The sequence below is a fragment of the Streptomyces sp. NPDC059452 genome, assembly GCF_042750035.1.
GTDB lineage: Bacteria > Actinomycetota > Actinomycetes > Streptomycetales > Streptomycetaceae > Streptomyces.
This window is the reverse complement of sequence record NZ_JBHYVE010000007.1, coordinates 81,503-97,426: the sequence shown is the minus strand read 5'-3', so window position 1 is coordinate 97,426 and position 15,924 is coordinate 81,503. Positions and strand designations below refer to the sequence as shown.

At 68.9% G+C, this 15,924-nt stretch carries 13 protein-coding genes and 1 tRNA gene; 8 read left to right on the top strand and 6 right to left on the bottom strand.

Annotated features, from left to right (window positions below; translation table 11 throughout):
- Positions 1-9: 9 nt before the first annotated feature.
- The 4 genes from ACFW9Z_RS12470 to ACFW9Z_RS12455 form a co-directional block, all read right to left on the bottom strand.
- Entirely contained in the window at positions 10-840 is an 831-nt protein-coding gene (locus ACFW9Z_RS12470; RefSeq protein WP_384638477.1) for an MBL fold metallo-hydrolase, read from the bottom strand.
- Complete coding sequence (locus ACFW9Z_RS12465) at positions 837-1,739, bottom strand: NUDIX hydrolase (RefSeq protein ID WP_384638474.1); 903 nt, start codon at positions 1,737-1,739, stop codon at positions 837-839. Before ACFW9Z_RS12465 ends, ACFW9Z_RS12470 begins: the two co-directional genes overlap by 4 nt.
- A 185-nt stretch (positions 1,740-1,924) precedes the next feature.
- A complete protein-coding gene (locus ACFW9Z_RS12460) occupies positions 1,925-2,395 on the bottom strand; it encodes a RidA family protein (RefSeq protein ID WP_018514204.1) in 471 nt (156 codons plus the stop codon).
- A complete protein-coding gene (locus ACFW9Z_RS12455) occupies positions 2,395-2,553 on the bottom strand; it encodes a DUF4177 domain-containing protein (protein WP_003967454.1) in 159 nt (52 codons plus the stop codon). The genes ACFW9Z_RS12460 and ACFW9Z_RS12455 overlap by 1 nt, the downstream gene beginning before the upstream one ends.
- 72 nt (positions 2,554-2,625) lie before the next feature.
- Between ACFW9Z_RS12455 and ACFW9Z_RS12450 the strand changes: the two genes are divergently transcribed.
- Together ACFW9Z_RS12450 and ACFW9Z_RS12445 are read left to right on the top strand one after the other, a co-directional pair.
- Positions 2,626-3,600 (top strand): ArsA family ATPase, encoded by a 975-nt coding sequence (locus ACFW9Z_RS12450; RefSeq protein ID WP_384638471.1) that lies wholly within the window; start codon positions 2,626-2,628, stop codon positions 3,598-3,600.
- Positions 3,597-5,078, top strand: coding sequence for an ArsA family ATPase (locus ACFW9Z_RS12445; protein WP_384638467.1), 1,482 nt, complete (start codon positions 3,597-3,599; stop codon positions 5,076-5,078). The genes ACFW9Z_RS12450 and ACFW9Z_RS12445 overlap by 4 nt, the downstream gene beginning before the upstream one ends.
- 101 nt (positions 5,079-5,179) lie before the next feature.
- Here the strand turns inward: ACFW9Z_RS12445 and ACFW9Z_RS12440 are convergent, their stop codons facing one another.
- A complete protein-coding gene (locus ACFW9Z_RS12440) occupies positions 5,180-5,530 on the bottom strand; it encodes a WhiB family transcriptional regulator (protein ID WP_176727463.1) in 351 nt (116 codons plus the stop codon).
- A gap of 429 nt (positions 5,531-5,959) precedes the next feature.
- Here ACFW9Z_RS12440 and ACFW9Z_RS12435 point away from each other — a divergent pair, with 429 nt between their 5' ends.
- On the top strand, positions 5,960-8,236 hold the full coding sequence (locus ACFW9Z_RS12435; protein WP_384638464.1) for a transglycosylase domain-containing protein: 2,277 nt from the start codon (positions 5,960-5,962) through the stop codon (positions 8,234-8,236).
- A 103-nt stretch (positions 8,237-8,339) separates the two neighbouring features.
- Here ACFW9Z_RS12435 and ACFW9Z_RS12430 read toward each other — a convergent pair whose 3' ends face one another.
- Positions 8,340-8,804, bottom strand: coding sequence for a GatB/YqeY domain-containing protein (locus ACFW9Z_RS12430; RefSeq protein ID WP_356755605.1), 465 nt, complete (start codon positions 8,802-8,804; stop codon positions 8,340-8,342).
- Between the two features lie 79 nt (positions 8,805-8,883).
- Here ACFW9Z_RS12430 and ACFW9Z_RS12425 point away from each other — a divergent pair, with 79 nt between their 5' ends.
- The 5 genes from ACFW9Z_RS12425 to ACFW9Z_RS12405 all read left to right on the top strand — a co-directional run bounded on the left by ACFW9Z_RS12425 (position 8,884) and on the right by ACFW9Z_RS12405 (position 15,810).
- The gene (locus tag ACFW9Z_RS12425; protein WP_384638461.1) at positions 8,884-9,822 is read left to right on the top strand and encodes a metallophosphoesterase; all 939 of its coding nucleotides are present in this window, start codon (positions 8,884-8,886) and stop codon (positions 9,820-9,822) included.
- A 156-nt stretch (positions 9,823-9,978) separates the two neighbouring features.
- Positions 9,979-10,052: transfer RNA gene (locus ACFW9Z_RS12420), tRNA-Pro, on the top strand.
- A gap of 424 nt (positions 10,053-10,476) precedes the next feature.
- A complete protein-coding gene (locus ACFW9Z_RS12415; protein WP_384638458.1) occupies positions 10,477-11,385 on the top strand; it encodes a radical SAM protein in 909 nt (302 codons plus the stop codon).
- A complete protein-coding gene (locus ACFW9Z_RS12410; RefSeq protein ID WP_103509207.1) occupies positions 11,382-11,816 on the top strand; it encodes a DUF6375 family protein in 435 nt (144 codons plus the stop codon). The genes ACFW9Z_RS12415 and ACFW9Z_RS12410 overlap by 4 nt, the downstream gene beginning before the upstream one ends.
- Positions 11,803-15,810, top strand: coding sequence for an NACHT domain-containing protein (locus ACFW9Z_RS12405; protein WP_384638455.1), 4,008 nt, complete (start codon positions 11,803-11,805; stop codon positions 15,808-15,810). Before ACFW9Z_RS12410 ends, ACFW9Z_RS12405 begins: the two co-directional genes overlap by 14 nt.
- Positions 15,811-15,924 lie beyond the last annotated feature (114 nt).

The following is a 15,924-nucleotide window of genomic DNA, read 5'->3' as shown; positions in this document are numbered from 1 at the left end:
GTTGCCCCCTCAGATCAGCCCGTGCCCCGCCAGGTACTCCAGCTGCGCCCGTACCGACAGCTCGGCGGCGGGCCACAGGGAGCGGTCCACGTCGGCGTACACGCGGGCCACCACCTCCGACGGCGTACGGAGCCCCGCCTCCACCGCCGTCTCGACCTGGGCCAGCCGGTGCGCGCGGTGGGCCAGGTAGAACTCCACGGCCCCCTGCGCGTCCTCCAGGACCGGCCCGTGGCCCGGCAGCACCGTGTGGACGCCGTCGTCGACCGTCAGCGAGCGCAGCCGTCTGAGCGAGTCCAGGTACTCCCCGAGCCGCCCGTCCGGGTGCGCGACCACCGTCGTACCCCGGCCGAGGATCGTGTCGCCCGTCAGCACCGCCCGGTCGGCGGGCAGATGGAACGAGAGGGAGTCGGCGGTGTGGCCCGGCGTCGGGACCACGCGCAGTTCGAGCCCGCCGGTGGTGATCACATCCCCCGCCTCCAGGCCCTCGTCCCCGAGCCGCAGCGCCGGATCCAGGGCCCGTACCTTCGTCCGCGTCAGCTCGGCGAACCGCCCCGCGCCCTCCGCGTGATCAGGATGGCCGTGCGTGAGCAGAGTGAGGCCCACCCGGCGCCCGGACCGCTCCACGGCGTCGATCACGGCCCTCAGGTGTACGTCGTCGAGCGGCCCCGGGTCGATGACGACCGCGAGACCGGAGCCGGGCTCGGCGACGATCCAGGTGTTCGTGCCGTCGAGCGTCATCGCCGACGGGTTCGGCGCCAGGACGTTGACCGTACGGGCGGTCGCGGGCCCGGAGGCCACGACTCCGCGCGGCTGTCCGGGGAGGGCGGCCGCGTCGCTCATGCCGGACCACCACCCTCGCCCGCCGTCGGCACGTGCTTGGTGAACTCGTCGTGCCCCGGCCAGCTCAGCACCAGTTCGTCCCCCTCCAGACGGGCCTGCGCGAGTACGGGAGTGAGGTCCTGGGCCTCGGCCGCCCCGAGCGCCTCCGCGGCCGTCCTGTACGGCGTCAGGGCCCGCAGCGTCGACACGGTGGGCGGCATCATCAGCAGCTCGCCCAGGTCGTAGCGGCGGGTCGCCTCCGCCGGGGCGATCCACACCGTGCGGTCCGCCTCCGTGGAGACGGCACGGGTGCGCTGCCCTTCGGGGAGTGCGGCGACGAAGAACCAGGTGTCGTAGCGCCTCGGTTCGAACTCCGGGGTGATCCACCGCGCCCAGGCGCCCAGCAGGTCCGAGCGCAGCAGCAGCCCGCGCCGGTCCAGGAACTCCGCGAAGGACAGGTCGCGGGCGACCAGCGCCTCGCGGTCGGCCTCCCAGTCGGCCCCGGTCGTGTCCCCGACCACCGTCCCGGGGGTCTCCCCGGCGAGCAGGACCCCCGACTCCTCGAACGTCTCCCGCACCGCCGCGCAGACGACGGCCTGCGCCTCGGTGACCGTCGCCACGCCGAGCCGGGCGGCCCAGTACTCCAGCGAGGGCCCGGCCCACCCGATCAGCCGGTCGTCGTCACGCGGATCGACGCCGCCACCCGGATAGGCGTACGCGCCTCCGGCGAACGCCATGGAGGTCCGCCGCCGCAACATGTGCACGACAGGACCGGCCGTCGTGCCGCCGCTGTCCGCCCCCGGATCGCGGAGCAGCATCACGGTGGCGGCCCGCCGGGGTGCCACGGCCGTCAGCTCACCGGCGGCGAGCGCCCGGATCCGGTCGGGCCATTCCGGGGGGTACCACTGACCTTGGGACATGGCCGGAGGCTATCCGGAACCGCGCCGATGTTCGAGAGGCACCGTGATCATCACAGGGAGCCGACACGCCCCGTACACACACGCCCGCACACACCCTCGTACGTACATGATCCCGCCCGGTCACGGCACCGGACGGGATCGAAAGGAACGGCAGAGGGCAGGAAAAAACGGCAGGGCGGTGCGGCTCAGGCGTCGACGAGCTCGACCTGGACCTCGACCTCGACCGGGGCGTCCAGCGGCAGCACGGCGACGCCCACGGCGCTGCGTGCGTGCACACCCTTGTCGCCCAGCACCGCGCCCAGCAGCTCGCTCGCACCGTTGATCACGGCGGGCTGCCCGGTGAAGTCGGAGGCCGAGGCGACGAAGCCCACGACCTTCACGACGCGCTTGATCCGGTCCAGGTCACCGGCGACCGACTTCACGGCGGCCAGAGCGTTGAGCGCGCAGGTCTTCGCGAGCTCCTTCGCCTCGTCCGGCGTCACCTCGGCGCCGACCTTGCCGGTGACGGCGAGCTTGCCGTCCACCATGGGCAGCTGGCCCGAGGTGTACACGTACACCCCGGACTGCACGGCCGGCTGGTACGAGGCCAGCGGCGGCACGACGGCGGGCAGGGTCAGGCCGAGCTCGGCGAGCTGTGCCTCGACGGCGCCCGCCACTAGGCCTTCTCCCGCTTCAGGTAGGCCACGAGCTGCTCGGGGTTGTTCGGGCCGGGAACGACCTGGACCAGCTCCCAGCCGTCCTCGCCCCAGGTGTCCAGAATCTGCTTGGTCGCGTGCACGAGAAGGGGCACGGTCGCGTATTCCCACTTGGTCATGGGCCCGACTGTAACGCCTGGCACGTACGGTCCCGTGCGTAGCCCGGGGCCGGACTGGTTAGGCTCGAATACGTGAGCAGGTTCCAGGTCGTCAGCGGCAAGGGCGGTACCGGTAAGACCACGGTCGCCGCCGCCCTCGCGCTCGCCCTCGCGACCGAGGGCAGGCGCACCCTCCTCGTCGAGGTCGAGGGCAGACAGGGCATCGCGCAGCTCTTCGGTGCCGACGCGTTGCCCTATGAAGAACGCAGAATCGCCGTCGCGCCGGGCGGCGGCGAGGTGCACGCGCTGGCGATCGACGCCGAGCTGGCCCTCCTCGACTACCTCCAGATGTTCTACAAGCTCGGCGGCGCGGGCCGGGCACTCAAGAAGCTCGGCGCGATCGACTTCGCCACGACCATCGCGCCCGGGGTGCGGGACGTCCTGCTGACCGGCAAGGCGTGCGAAGCCGTACGCCGCAAGGACAAACAGGGTCGGTACGTCTACGACTACGTGATCATGGACGCCCCGCCGACCGGCCGCGTCACACGCTTCCTGAACGTGAACGACGAGGTCGCGGGGCTGGCCAGGATCGGCCCGATACACAACCAGGCCCAGGCAGTGATGCGCGTCCTGAAGTCCCCGCAGACCGCGGTCCACCTGGTGACCCTCCTGGAGGAGATGCCGGTCCAGGAGACCGCGGACGGCATCGCCGAACTGCGCGCCGCCGACCTGCCCGTGGGCCGCGTCATCGTGAACATGGTGCGCCCGCACCTGGTCGACGAGGAGACCCTGCGCACCGCCGCGACCGGCCGCCGCAAGGAGATCGCCAAGACGCTGACCCGCGCCGGAGTGACCGGTTCCGCCGCCCTCGTACGGCCCCTGATCGAGCAGGCCGCCGAGCACGCCCAGCGCGTCGGCCTGGAGCGCGAGCAGCGTGCCGTACTCGCCGGACTCGGCCTGCCCACGGCCGAGCTCCCGCTGATCGGCGACGGGGTGGACCTCGCCGCACTGCACGACCTGGCCACGGAGCTCCGCAAACAGGGCGTAGGGGAAGAGGCGGACGCATGACGCAGGCCACGGACACCCCGGAGCAGGCCCCCGGGCTGGACACCGACGCGCTGCTCGACGACCCGGCCATCCGGATCATCGTCTGCTGCGGCTCCGGCGGCGTCGGCAAGACCACGACGGCCGCCGCCCTCGGCGTACGGGCGGCCGAGCGCGGCCGCAAGGTCGTCGTCCTCACCATCGACCCGGCCCGCCGGCTCGCACAGTCCATGGGCATCGACCAGCTGGACAACGTCCCGCGCCGGGTCGACGGCATCGACGGCGAGGGCGAACTGCACGCCATGATGCTCGACATGAAGCGGACCTTCGACGAGACCGTGGAGGCGCACGCGGACGCGGAGAGGGCCCGCGCGATCCTGGAGAACCCCTTCTACCAGTCCCTGTCAGCCGGGTTCGCCGGTACGCAGGAGTACATGGCGATGGAGAAGCTGGGGCAGCTGCGGGCGCGCGACGAGTGGGACCTAATCATCGTCGACACCCCTCCTTCCCGCTCGGCACTGGACTTCCTGGACGCTCCGAAGCGGCTCGGCTCGTTCCTGGACGGGAAGTTCATCCGGCTGCTGATGGCGCCCGCGAAGGTGGGCGGCCGGGCCGGGATGAAGTTCCTCAATGTCGGTATGTCGATGATGACCGGGACGCTGGGCAAGCTGCTCGGCGGTCAGTTCCTGCGGGACGTCCAGACGTTCGTCGCCGCGATGGACACCATGTTCGGCGGCTTCCGCAGCCGCGCGGACGCCACGTACAAGCTGCTCCAGGCCCCCGGTACGGCGTTCCTCGTGGTCGCGACCCCGGAGCGGGACGCACTGCGCGAGGCCGCCTACTTCGTGGAGCGGCTGGCGGCGGAGGACATGCCGCTGGCCGGTCTCGTACTCAACCGGGCACACGGCAGCGAGGCGTCCCGGCTCTCCGCCGAGCAGGCGCTCGCCGCCGCAGAAAATCTTGACGACGCCCGCATTGTGGATCAGACCGCCGGGAAAGCTGGCCTTGGTGACCGGAAGGCCCCCGATCCGGAGGTCACCGCCCCCGAAGCCGTCGAGCCGTCGCTCTCCCCCGGGCACGCGCACGAGACCCAGCACCACGGAACGAAGCACACCGAACGCACCGAGCACGCCAAGCACAAGGACGCCGAGAACCACGATCACGAGGACCGCACCGATCACGAGCCGCACGCGGAGAACACCACAGACGACACGGACGCCACACATGCCACCGCACACGCCACGGACGAGACCGACGGCACCCCCATCGCCGTCGACATCCCCGTGGACATCGACGAACTGACGGCAGGTCTGCTGCGGCTGCACGCCGAGCGCATGCAGGTCGTAGCCCGCGAACAGCACACGCGCGACCGCTTCACCGAGCTGCACCCCGAGGTCCCGGTGACCGCGGTGGCCGCGCTCCCGGGCGATGTGCACGACCTGGACGGCCTGCGCACCATCGGCGACCGCCTGGCATCCGGCTCCGCCCCTACTGCCGCCTGAGACAACGGCTGCGGCGCGAGTCGGTGACTGCCGCCCGAGCCGGTGGCTCGGCGTAGACATCCCGCGGCGCCCCGCCCGGGCGCCCCGAGCCCCCGGGCGTCCTAGCCCACAGCCGCGTACGTCTCGTGCAGTTCGTCGTCCTCCAGCCCGATCACGGCGGGCAGCATGCCGGTGGACCGCTCGTACTCACTGCGTGCGGTCTCCAGCAGGCGGCGCCAGGACGTGACGGTGGGCCGGCGGCGCAGCAGTGCGCGGCGCTCCCGCTCCGTCATTCCGCCCCACACGCCGAACTCGACGCGATTGTCCAGCGCATCGGCCAGGCACTCGGTCCGCACCGGGCATCCGGTGCACACCGCCTTGGCCCTGTTCTGCGCTGCCCCTTGTACGAACAGTTCATCCGGATCGGTAGTGCGGCAGGCTGCCTGCGCACTCCAGTCGGTTACCCAGCCCATGCCGGCGCCGTCCTCTCCCGAATCGAGGCTCCCCCACGGCGGTAGCGGCATATTCACCGCTGCCAGTTGAGGACGTTACGGAAGGCGGGGACAGCACAACACCCCCTTCGGGCCCAATCTTGAATGGTCCGAACGGACTATGCGTATGCGGCAGATCACCCAGGGGAGTGAGGGGAAGACATGCGCGACTAACTCCGCGAAAACGGGACAGTACACCCGAATGGCAACGGACTTTCAGTGACACACGGGGCGATTTCGGGAGCGCCGTGACGTGTGGTTCACCTGTGGGTCGGCCGGGAGAAGAATGACCAGAAGAGGTGCATGGGGCTGCGGGGGGCTTGATACGGAACCGGACTGCTGTGACAGTTGGGAACAGCTTAGGCCAAGGCCTGTATGCCTGTCCGGCGAATGAGAACGTAGGCTGCCCCCATGCCAAAGAAGCGCTCGGGCGGGGGTCTCACCACGACCCAGCAGGCCGCCAAGTTCCTCGGTGTCGCCGCGCTCTCCGGAGCTGTCCTGGCAGGCATCGCGCTGCCCGCAGCCGGAGCGCTGGGGCTCGCCGCCAAGGGGACGGTCGAAGGGTTCGACGAGATCCCCTCCAACCTCAAGACTCCGCCGCTCAGTCAGCGGACCACGATCCTGGACCGCGACGGCGGTGCGATCGCGACGGTCTACTCCCGTGACCGCACGGTGGTCCCGCTCACGGACATCTCCCCGTACATGCAGGACGCGATCATCGCGATCGAGGACTCCCGCTTCTACGAGCACGGGGCGATCGACCTCAAGGGCATCCTGCGCGCGATGAACCGCAACGTGCAGACGGGCGGGACCGCGCAGGGCGCGTCGACCCTCACCCAGCAGTACGTGAAGAACGTCTTCGTGGAGGAGGCCGGCGACGACCAGGAGAAGGTCGCGCAGGCCACCGAGCAGACGATCGGCCGCAAGGTCCGCGAGCTGAAGTACGCGATCCAGGTCGAGGAGGAGCTCGGCAAGAAGAAGATCCTGGAGAACTACCTCAACATCACGTTCTTCGGACAGCAGGCGTACGGCATCGAGGCCGCGTCCCAGCGCTACTTCTCCAAGCGCGCCAAGGACCTGAAGGTGGAGGAGGCCGCGCTGCTCGCCGGCATCGTCCAGTCGCCGAGCCGCTACGACCCGGTCAACGACACGGAGGAGGCCACCAAGCGACGCAACATCGTGCTGACCCGGATGGCCGCCACCAAGGCCATCTCGCAGGCCGAGGCCGAGAAGGCGATCGCGACCCCGATCAAGCTGAAGGTCAGCAAGCCGAAGAACGGCTGCATCACGGCCGTCAGCGGCTCCGGGTTCTTCTGCGACTACGTACGCAAGACGATCCTGACCGACCCCGCGTTCGGCAAGACCGAGGAGGATCGCTCCAAGCTCTGGAACCTCGGCGGCCTGACCATCAGGACCACGCTGGACCCGCGTGCCCAGCAGGCGGCCAACGACGCGGCCACCGCCAAGGTCAGCAAGGCGGACAAGTTCGCGGCCTCCGTGGTGCAGGTGCAGCCGGGCAGCGGCAAGATCCTCTCCATGGGCCAGTCCCGCCCGTACGGCCTGGACCAGAAGCAGAACGAGACCGTGCTCAACCTCGCCGTCAGCAACAAGATGGGCGGCAGCACGTACGGCTTCCAGGTCGGCTCGACGTTCAAGCCGTTCACCGCGGCGGCGGCGCTGGAGAAGGGCATCAGCCCGGCCCAGACGTTCTCCTCGGGCTGGAAGCTCAGCCTGCCGGAGAGCTCCTTCCGCACCTGTGACGGAGCGCCCGCCGGGAACAAGCCCTGGGACCTGCAGAACGAGCTGGAGTCCGAGAAGGGCACCTGGGACATGACGAGCGCGCTCGGCAAGTCCATCAACACCTACTTCGCGCTGCTGGAGCAGAAGGCCGGTCTCTGCGAGACGCTCACCATGGCGAAGAAGGTGGGTTACGAGCGCGGTGACGGCAAGGAGATCCTGGAGCGGCCCGCGGTCACCCTGGGAAGCGTCGACAGCACGCCGCTCTCGATGGCGTCCGCGTACGCGACCTTCGCCAACCGGGGCACGTACTGCACGCCCATCGCCATCGAGTCCATCACGGACCCGCAGGGCAAGAAGCTCCCCGTGCCGAAGTCGACCTGCTCGCGGGCGATGAGCGAGAGCACCGCGGACACCATCAACCAGATGCTCAAGGGCGTGGTCGAGGACGGCACCGGTGTGGCCGCCGGGCTGAACGACCGGGACAACGCGGGCAAGACCGGTACGACGAACGACCGCAAGGACGCCTGGTTCGTCGGGTACACCCCGAACCTCTCCACCGCGGTGTGGGTCGGTGACGACATCGGCGAGAAGAGCTCGATGTTCAACGTCACCATCGGCGGCCAGTACTACCCCAAGGTCTGCGGCGGCTGCCTCCCCGGCCCGATCTGGCGGATCGCCATGACCGGCGCGCTCAACGCCTCCGAAACTCCGGCGTTCAACCCGATCTCCGTCCCCCGGGGCAAGGAGAAGGAGGACAAGGATGAGGAGGGCGAGGGCGACGGTGACCGCGGCCGCGACCGTAACCGCGGGGGCGACGAGGACCGCGAGGACAACAAGCCCGGCCGCGGCGACCGGACTCCCGGCATCCAGCTTCCGCCCGGCCTGATCGGCGGGGGCGACGGCGGCGGCGACGGGGACCAGCAGGGCGGCGGCAGGTCCGGCCCCTGATACGGCAGGCAGGCATAAGGGTGGGGCGCCCGGTCACGTTCGTCGACCGGGCGCCCCACCCTTATTGCCTTCTGCTCTGCCTTCTGCCCTGCTTGTACGGGGCTCAGCCCGCGAGGAGCTTCTTCACGGCGGCGGCGACCCGGCCGCCCTCGGCGAGACCGGCCACCTTCGGGTTGACGATCTTCATGACGGCGCCCATGGCACGCGGCCCCTCGGCCCCGGCGGCCTTCGCCTCCTCGACGGCGGACGCCACGATCGCGTTCAGCTCGTCGTCGGTGAGCTGCTTGGGGAGGTAGCCGTCGAGCAGCTCGCCCTCCGCCTTCTCGCGCTCCGCCTGCTCGGTCCGGCCGCCCTGGGCGAACGCCTCGGCCGCCTCCCGGCGCTTCTTCGCCTCCTTGGCGATCACCTTCAGCACCTCGTCGTCGGAGAGCTCGCGCGCCGACGTGCCGCTGACCTCTTCCTTGGTGATCGCGGTGAGGGTGAGCCGAAGGGTGGACGAGGTCAGCTCGTCACGCGCCTTCATAGCCGTGTGGAGGTCTTCCTTGAGCTTGGACTTGAGCGTGGTCATGCCGTGATTGTGACAGGTGCGGGGCGTATGCCGCCCTCCGGTTTTCCTCAGCCCGCGCCGGGTCTGCGACGATGGGCACATGCGCGCACGCTACGGAGTCCCCCTGAAAGTCACGGCAGTCGGCGCGGCGGTCGGTGCCGTCGGCCTCGCCTACGCCGCCGGATTCGAGGCCCGCTCGTTCCGCCTGCGGCGGGTCACCGTTCCCGTACTCCCGCCCGGGGCACGTCCGTTGCGCGTTCTGCAGGTGTCCGACATCCACATGGTGAGCGGTCAGCGCAAGAAGCGCGCCTGGCTCCAGTCGCTGGCGGGCCTGCGCCCCGACTTCGTCGTGAACACGGGCGACAACCTCTCCGACCCGGAGGCCGTGCCCGAGGTGCTGGACGCGCTCGGTCCGCTGATGGAGTTCCCGGGGGTGTACGTCTTCGGCTCCAACGACTACTACGGCCCGAGGCTGCGCAACCCCGGCCGCTACCTCCTGGAGAAGCTCCAGGGCAGGCACGGCCTCAACGGCAACGAGCCCGTCGTCGGCGCCGTCCACAACCCGTGGGAGCCGATGCGGGACGCCTTCGACGAGGCGGGCTGGCTGAACCTGTCGAACACCCGGGGCCGGCTCAAGCTGGACGGTACGGAGATCGCGTTCACGGGCCTGGACGACCCGCACATCAAGCGCGACCGCTACGCCGAGGTCCAGGGCGGCCCGGAGACCGACGCCGACCTCTCCATCGCCGTGGTCCACGCCCCGTACCTGCGCTCCCTGGAAGCCTTCACGGCCGACGGCTACCCCCTGATCCTGGCGGGCCACACCCACGGCGGCCAGTTGTGCATCCCGTTCTACGGCGCCCTGGTCACCAACTGCGACCTGGACACCGACCGGGTCAAGGGCCTGTCCACCCACACGACGGGCGACCACCGCGCCTACCTCCACGTCTCCGCGGGCTGCGGCACCAACCGCTACACCCCGGTCCGCTTCGCCTGCCCCCCGGAGGCCACCCTGCTGACGCTCACAGGGCGGGAGTGAGGGCGGGACTCCGAGGGCCGGGGTCAGGGGCGGGGGGCCTGCGGCCACTGCCCGGGCCCGGCGGGAGGCGGCGGGCCCGGCACCGGAGAAAGCGGATTTCGCCTCCGGCCGCAGGTGGGCTAAAGTAATCGATGTCGCCGGGAGACCGGTGGGCATCGGGGTGTAGCGCAGCTTGGCAGCGCGCTTCGTTCGGGACGAAGAGGTCGTGGGTTCAAATCCCGCCACCCCGACAGCTGAAACACCAGGTCAGGGGCCTGATCCGCTTAGTGGGTCGGGCCCCTGACTCGTTCCCGGAGATCGTTTGGGAGAAATCTGGGAGAGGATCTTGGTCTGCTTCTCCCAAGGGGTAACCGGTGAGGCCGCTGAGGTGCGGCGGCTGAGCGCACTCGAACCTGCGCATTCGCGAATGCGGCCCCTGTAATCGGCCGGGCCGATCAGTTGGATCTATCGGGGCGTATGCGCAGGGCACGGTTTCCATGGCCGACTGCATCAAGGACCTCAGCCGTCATTCCTACAGCCGCTCCACCTTGACGCTGGTGTCGGCGGCACCCTCATAGTGCCGCGCTCAGTCGCAACGTGCCCGCCGCCCCACTGGGGGCACGGTACCGACCATCTTGCACAGTCCCTCCCGGCATGACGGGATGCGGTGGCATCATGCTGTCGGTGACGTGCAAAATCCGCCTGTCCGCAGCTGGCGTTCACCTGTTCGACCGTGTCACGGGGATGAACGTGCTGCTCGACGAGGCGCCTGTTTCCGCTGAGCAGTTCTCCCGTGCCCCGCGGTACCTGTCCGTCGCGCTGACCAACGCCTGCGAACTCCGCTGCGCCTACTGCTACGCACCCAAGCACGCCGCCGCGCTTGGCAGGGAGCGTGTGGTCGCGTGGGCAGTCGAACTCGATGCTGCCGGGTGCCTCGGGGTCGGCTTCGGAGGAGGGGAACCGACCGCGTACCGAGGATTCGCCCAGCTGTGTTCGGACATAGCCCGGTCCACGTCTATGGCGGTGACCTTCACGACCCATGGGCACCGGCTCACGCCCGAACTCGTCGAATCCCTGCGCGGGGTCGTGCACTTCGTCCGGCTGTCGGTCGATGGGGTCGGAGCCACCTACGAGCGGCTGCGCGGTCGACCGTTCGCGGCCGTGGTCCAGGCGGCCGGGTTGCTCGGCTCCCTCGCTCCGTTCGGCATCAACGCCGTCATCAATGCCGACACGGTCGGCGAACTAGATGACCTCGCCGAGTTCGCCGTCAAGGTCGGCGCGTCAGAACTTCTGCTTCTGCCAGAGCAGCCAACTGCGACAACTCCCGGTATAGGCGCGGCCGACGCTCAGCGCCTCGTCGAATGGGCCGCGACCGCCAGGGCCGGGGTTCGGCTCGCGATCTCCCGTACTGGCCTCGAAGCCACGCTGCCCACGGCGGAGGCCGTCCCAGGCGAGTGCCCCCTCGACGCGCACATGCATGTCGACGCGACCGGCGTCCTGCGCCCTCACGCCTATGCGCCCACGGGATTGTCAGTCGGGGACTCCATCATGGAAGCCGTGCAGGCGTTGAGGGAGGCACGATGAGGATCTGGAACGGCTACGGCTCGGAGCACTCGATGGACCTGGTCTTGATCGGCCGGTTTCAGACGGTCACCGGTGCCAAGGCAGCGGAGGAGCGCATGGAGGCTCTGAAGGCTCTTGCCGAGGACGCGTGGTCCGACGACGACTGGCAGAGCCCTGGCGAGCGCATGCCTCGCGAACTGGGCGAAGCACTCACCGAAATGAAGGCGTACGACATGGGGCGGTACGACGTCGACGTCTTCGCCCTTGACCACACCGTCACCCGCATCGGAGAGACAGTCCGGATCTGGACGGACGAGTCCGATGTACAGGGATTTCTGAAGGCACTTCTCCACTACGGCGCGAAAGTCGAGATCTTCTCCCGTCACGAATGGGATGAGGACAAGATCACTCGGTCGGATGCAACCACTCGGAGCGACAGTGGATCTGACTGATCTGGAACGTCTGCCCGGCGCCGCCGACCGGAACTTCGAAGCGCTCACACGGGCCATCGTCTCCCGCCGCTACGGCGCGCTGGGCACGATGCGGGAGCGCCGCAACCAGCCCGGCGTCGAGTTCTACCTGCACGTCGACCACGCCGGTGCTCTCGGCAACCCCGGCCGCGTCTGGGGCTGGTCGTGCAAGTGGTTCATCCTCAACAGCAAGAACGAGCTCAGCGCAAACCAGCGCAAGCAGATCAAGGAGTCACTCGCCAAGGCGATCGAGCACGTCGTAGGGATGACTGACTTTGTGCTGTGTCTTCCAGAGCGGCCCGCCAAGGGGGACGAGGAATGGATCAACGGACTCGGTCAGCAGGGGGTCAGCGTCAAACTCTGGTCCACCGAGAACTACGACGATCAACTCGCAGGTCACGACGAGCTCCGCTCCACCTTCTTCGGTGAACTCGCTCTCACCGCAGACGTACTGGCGCAAGCCCACAAACGATCTGTTGCACCCGTCGAGGCACGGTGGACGCCACGGCTGCACACCTCCCACCACGTGGAGCATCGCATCGACCGGGCCTTGCTGCGCCCGGCGTCGTTCGAGTGGCTGCAACAGCGCACCGACGACATCGCCGCCCGGGTTCAGGCACTGCGCGCAGCCATCGAGGGCCTCGACAACTCCTTCCGCCAAGACGCCGTAGAGATTGCCGACGACCTGGACCGGTTCGTCAACGACCTGCGGGAAGTCCTTGACGCCGGAAGGGGTCTCCGGCCCGGGGAGGTCCGTGAGCGCCTTGCCGAACAGCGGCCGCCCGCGACCTCTCCCCGAACGCTGCGACGCCTGGTGCTCAAACTGAGGCAGCGTCGCCTGCCCGAGGCGCTGCTGGTTACCGGTCTCGGCGCGGAGATCCGCGACATCGTCCAGTGGCTAGACGACACACGGGCGGACACCGAAGCCCCCCTCCTCGCCGTCATCGCCGCCGCGGGACAGGGCAAGACGCACCTTGCCGCGCAGATGACCTCACCGAACGACCAGCCCACGGCAGGAGTCTTCATCCAGGGCGGAAGCCTGCGTGTCGGCGGGACCCTCGACGACCTCGCGCGAAGGATCCCCGGACTGAAGGTCGACTACTTCGAGGACCTCCTGGAAGCTCTCAACTCAGCCGGGAACCGCGCCGGCTGCCGGATTCCGTTGATCATCGACGGCCTGAACGAGGCCGAACGGCCGTCGGAGTGGAGGACACTGCTCGCCGGATTGGCACCTGCCCTGGGCGCCTACCCTCACGTGGCGGTGATCGTCACCCTCCGCGAGGCGCTCGCCGACCGGGCCCTCCCGAAGGACACGGTGCACCTGGAACTGGAGTGGCAGCGCGCGGAAGTCGACGACATCCTCCGCGTCTACTTCCGTCACTACCTGATCAACCCGGCCGACGCCTGGCTACCGATGGGAGAGTTCCACAACCCGCTCTTCGTCCGCATGTACTGCGAGGCCGCAAACCACGACCGCCGAATGCCGGTGGGCGTGGAAGCGCTGCCTCAGTCTCTCATCGGTGTCTTCGAGTTGTACCGCGAGGGCGTGGTCGAGCGGCTGGCCCAGGATCCGGCCCGCATCCCGGTGCCGGCCGACCAAATCCAACGCCGCCTCACGGCTCTGGCGAGACACGTGTGGACGCACAGTGTCCGTCGGATTCCGTTTGACGAAGCGCGAAGAATCCTCGACGTTGACCAGCCGAACTGGGACGAAAGCCTGCTCCGGCGCCTCGTAGAGGAGGGAGTGATCTTCCGCGAGGAGATCAGGGGTTCCGACGACACTGAGTGCGGCTTCGTTTTTGACCGCCTCGCTGGATACTTGATCGCCGACGCGGTTCTGGTGCGTATTCCCCCCGCGGACATCAACGAGCAGCTCGCGGAGGCGGCTCTCTGGCAGTCCCTCCTGGGCGACCAAGCGCACCCCCTCGGCGAGGACATCCTCATCAGTCTCATCTCACTGCTGCCACGCCGCTTCACCCGGCACCACCTGTGGCGCGTCGCCCCGGATGAGCACCGTTCGTTGGTGCTCGCCCAGGAACTCACCACCGAGTCGGAATTCCTCGACGACGAGACCGTCGACGCGCTCGCAACCGCGCTCGTTACCGCGCATCCCAGCAAGAGGAAGGGCCGGCCAGCGTTCGGCCGTCTGTGGGAGATCCGCAGGTCCGCCCCGCACCGCCTGAATGCCGTATTCCTCGACCGGGTCCTGCGCCAGCTGCCCCTTCCCGAACGTGACCTGCGCTGGACCGAATGGGCTCGAGGCCAGGCTCCAGGCCAGCTGACGGCAGACCTGGAACGAGCGATCGACAGGTGGTCTGGAAGCAGCAATCGCGCCGAGAGCGACGACCTGGACGCGCTGGCCATCGCCTGGCTACTGACTTCCACCGACACGAGCATGCGGGACATGGCGACGAAGGCCCTCCAGCGCTACGGCCGGCCAGAACCCAAGCGGCTGTTCGACCTCGCCACCCAGATGCTCGACGTCGACGACCCTTACGTCGTCGAACGCATCGTCGCTGCAGCGTTCGGGGCCGCTTGCACCCATCAAATGCCCGATCCGGGCGGGCCGCTGGAACGCGCGCTGCGGGACTGGCTGATGCAGCTGCGCGACCGCTTCCTGGACGGCGGGAACATACCTACCTCGCACGAGCAACTGCGCGGCTACGTACGGGCCATCTATGAATTCGCGGGCGCTCTCCACCCCACCGCCGTCCCGGAGGGGGTCGATGCCTTCGCGCCGAGGTTCGCCGCCGTGGCGTCCGCTGAGGTGATGGAGGACGACGACCCCAACGCCGAGGAGAGCGACCGCACATTCGGCTTCGACTTCGAGAACTACATCATCGGGGCCGCCATCAACGGCAGGGACAACTACGACTTTGACCACCCCGACTACCGCAGGGCCCGCGCCGAGGTAATGGCTCGGGTCTGGAAACTGGGCTGGCGCGAGAAGGAATTCGGCATGGTCGACCAGTCCATTGCCGCGGACGCCGAGCGGCCTTACGGCACCAAAAGGAGGGTGGAGCGGTACGGCAAGAAGTACGGCTGGATGGCCTACCACGAAATGGTCGGCCGCCTCGTGGACGATGGCCGCGCACCAGCGCCCCTCGGGGACGCAGAACGCTTGATGCCCGACATCGACCCAACCTTTCCCGACAGGCCCCCGGTAGCACCCATGCCCCTTCCGATGTGGGCACCCGTCGAGCCCACCGACGACCAGACCTGGCTCACCTCGGGGACAGTGGCCGTCCCGGACCATCTGTGGTCACCCGAGGAGATCCACGGAGTAGACGACGGCTGGCTTCTGGTCGAGGGATATCTGGACCACCGCCACGACGGGCGGACGGTGTTCGGGTTCTTCCGCACCCTCCTGCTGAAGCCAGAGAACGTGGAACCAGCTCGGCAGCTCGCCAGCGAGCGACAGTATCCGGGAAACCATTTCTTCCCTCCGCTGCCGATGGTCCGCGACGTGCTGGCCGCTGAGATGCCTTGGAGCCCCCGGTTCGATCTGACGTTCGATGACGATGCCTCGGGTGCCTTCCCGCACCGAGCGCTGCGTGGCGACTGGCAGGACGACGGCATCGGGTTTGGCCAGGTCGCCGTGCAATTCTCCCCCGACAGCACTTCGGAGATCGGGCTCGGCGGGGGCTACGACGTGCCGTCGTTCGAGTTCGCTACCAGGTTCGGTCTGCGCCAACTGCCGGGCAGTGTGGACCTCGTGGGCCTGGATGGCCGACGAGCCTCGGCAGTCTTCCGCGCGGACAAGCCCTGGCGCGGCCACCTACTCTTCCTGCGCCGCGATCTCGTCGAGGACTTCGCCGGTGATCGCCAGATCATGCAAGTAGCCTGGGGCGAGCGCGAGGTGGCCGCCGACTGGCACTCTGTTCCCTCCTGGATGCGCGCGGTGCACCGCAGCTACGAGCATGTGTGGCGCCACATCCGAATGCTCGGGGCAGATCAGCGCAGTACTGAGAACTAACCGGCCGTCCGCCGCGGAGGCTCCGGTGCTGGCTGGGCGGCAGCCGGCGCTTGCGCACCAGTCGGCGCCGCCCGCCCTCGTGCGAGAAAAACAGCGGTGCCCCACAACAGTGTT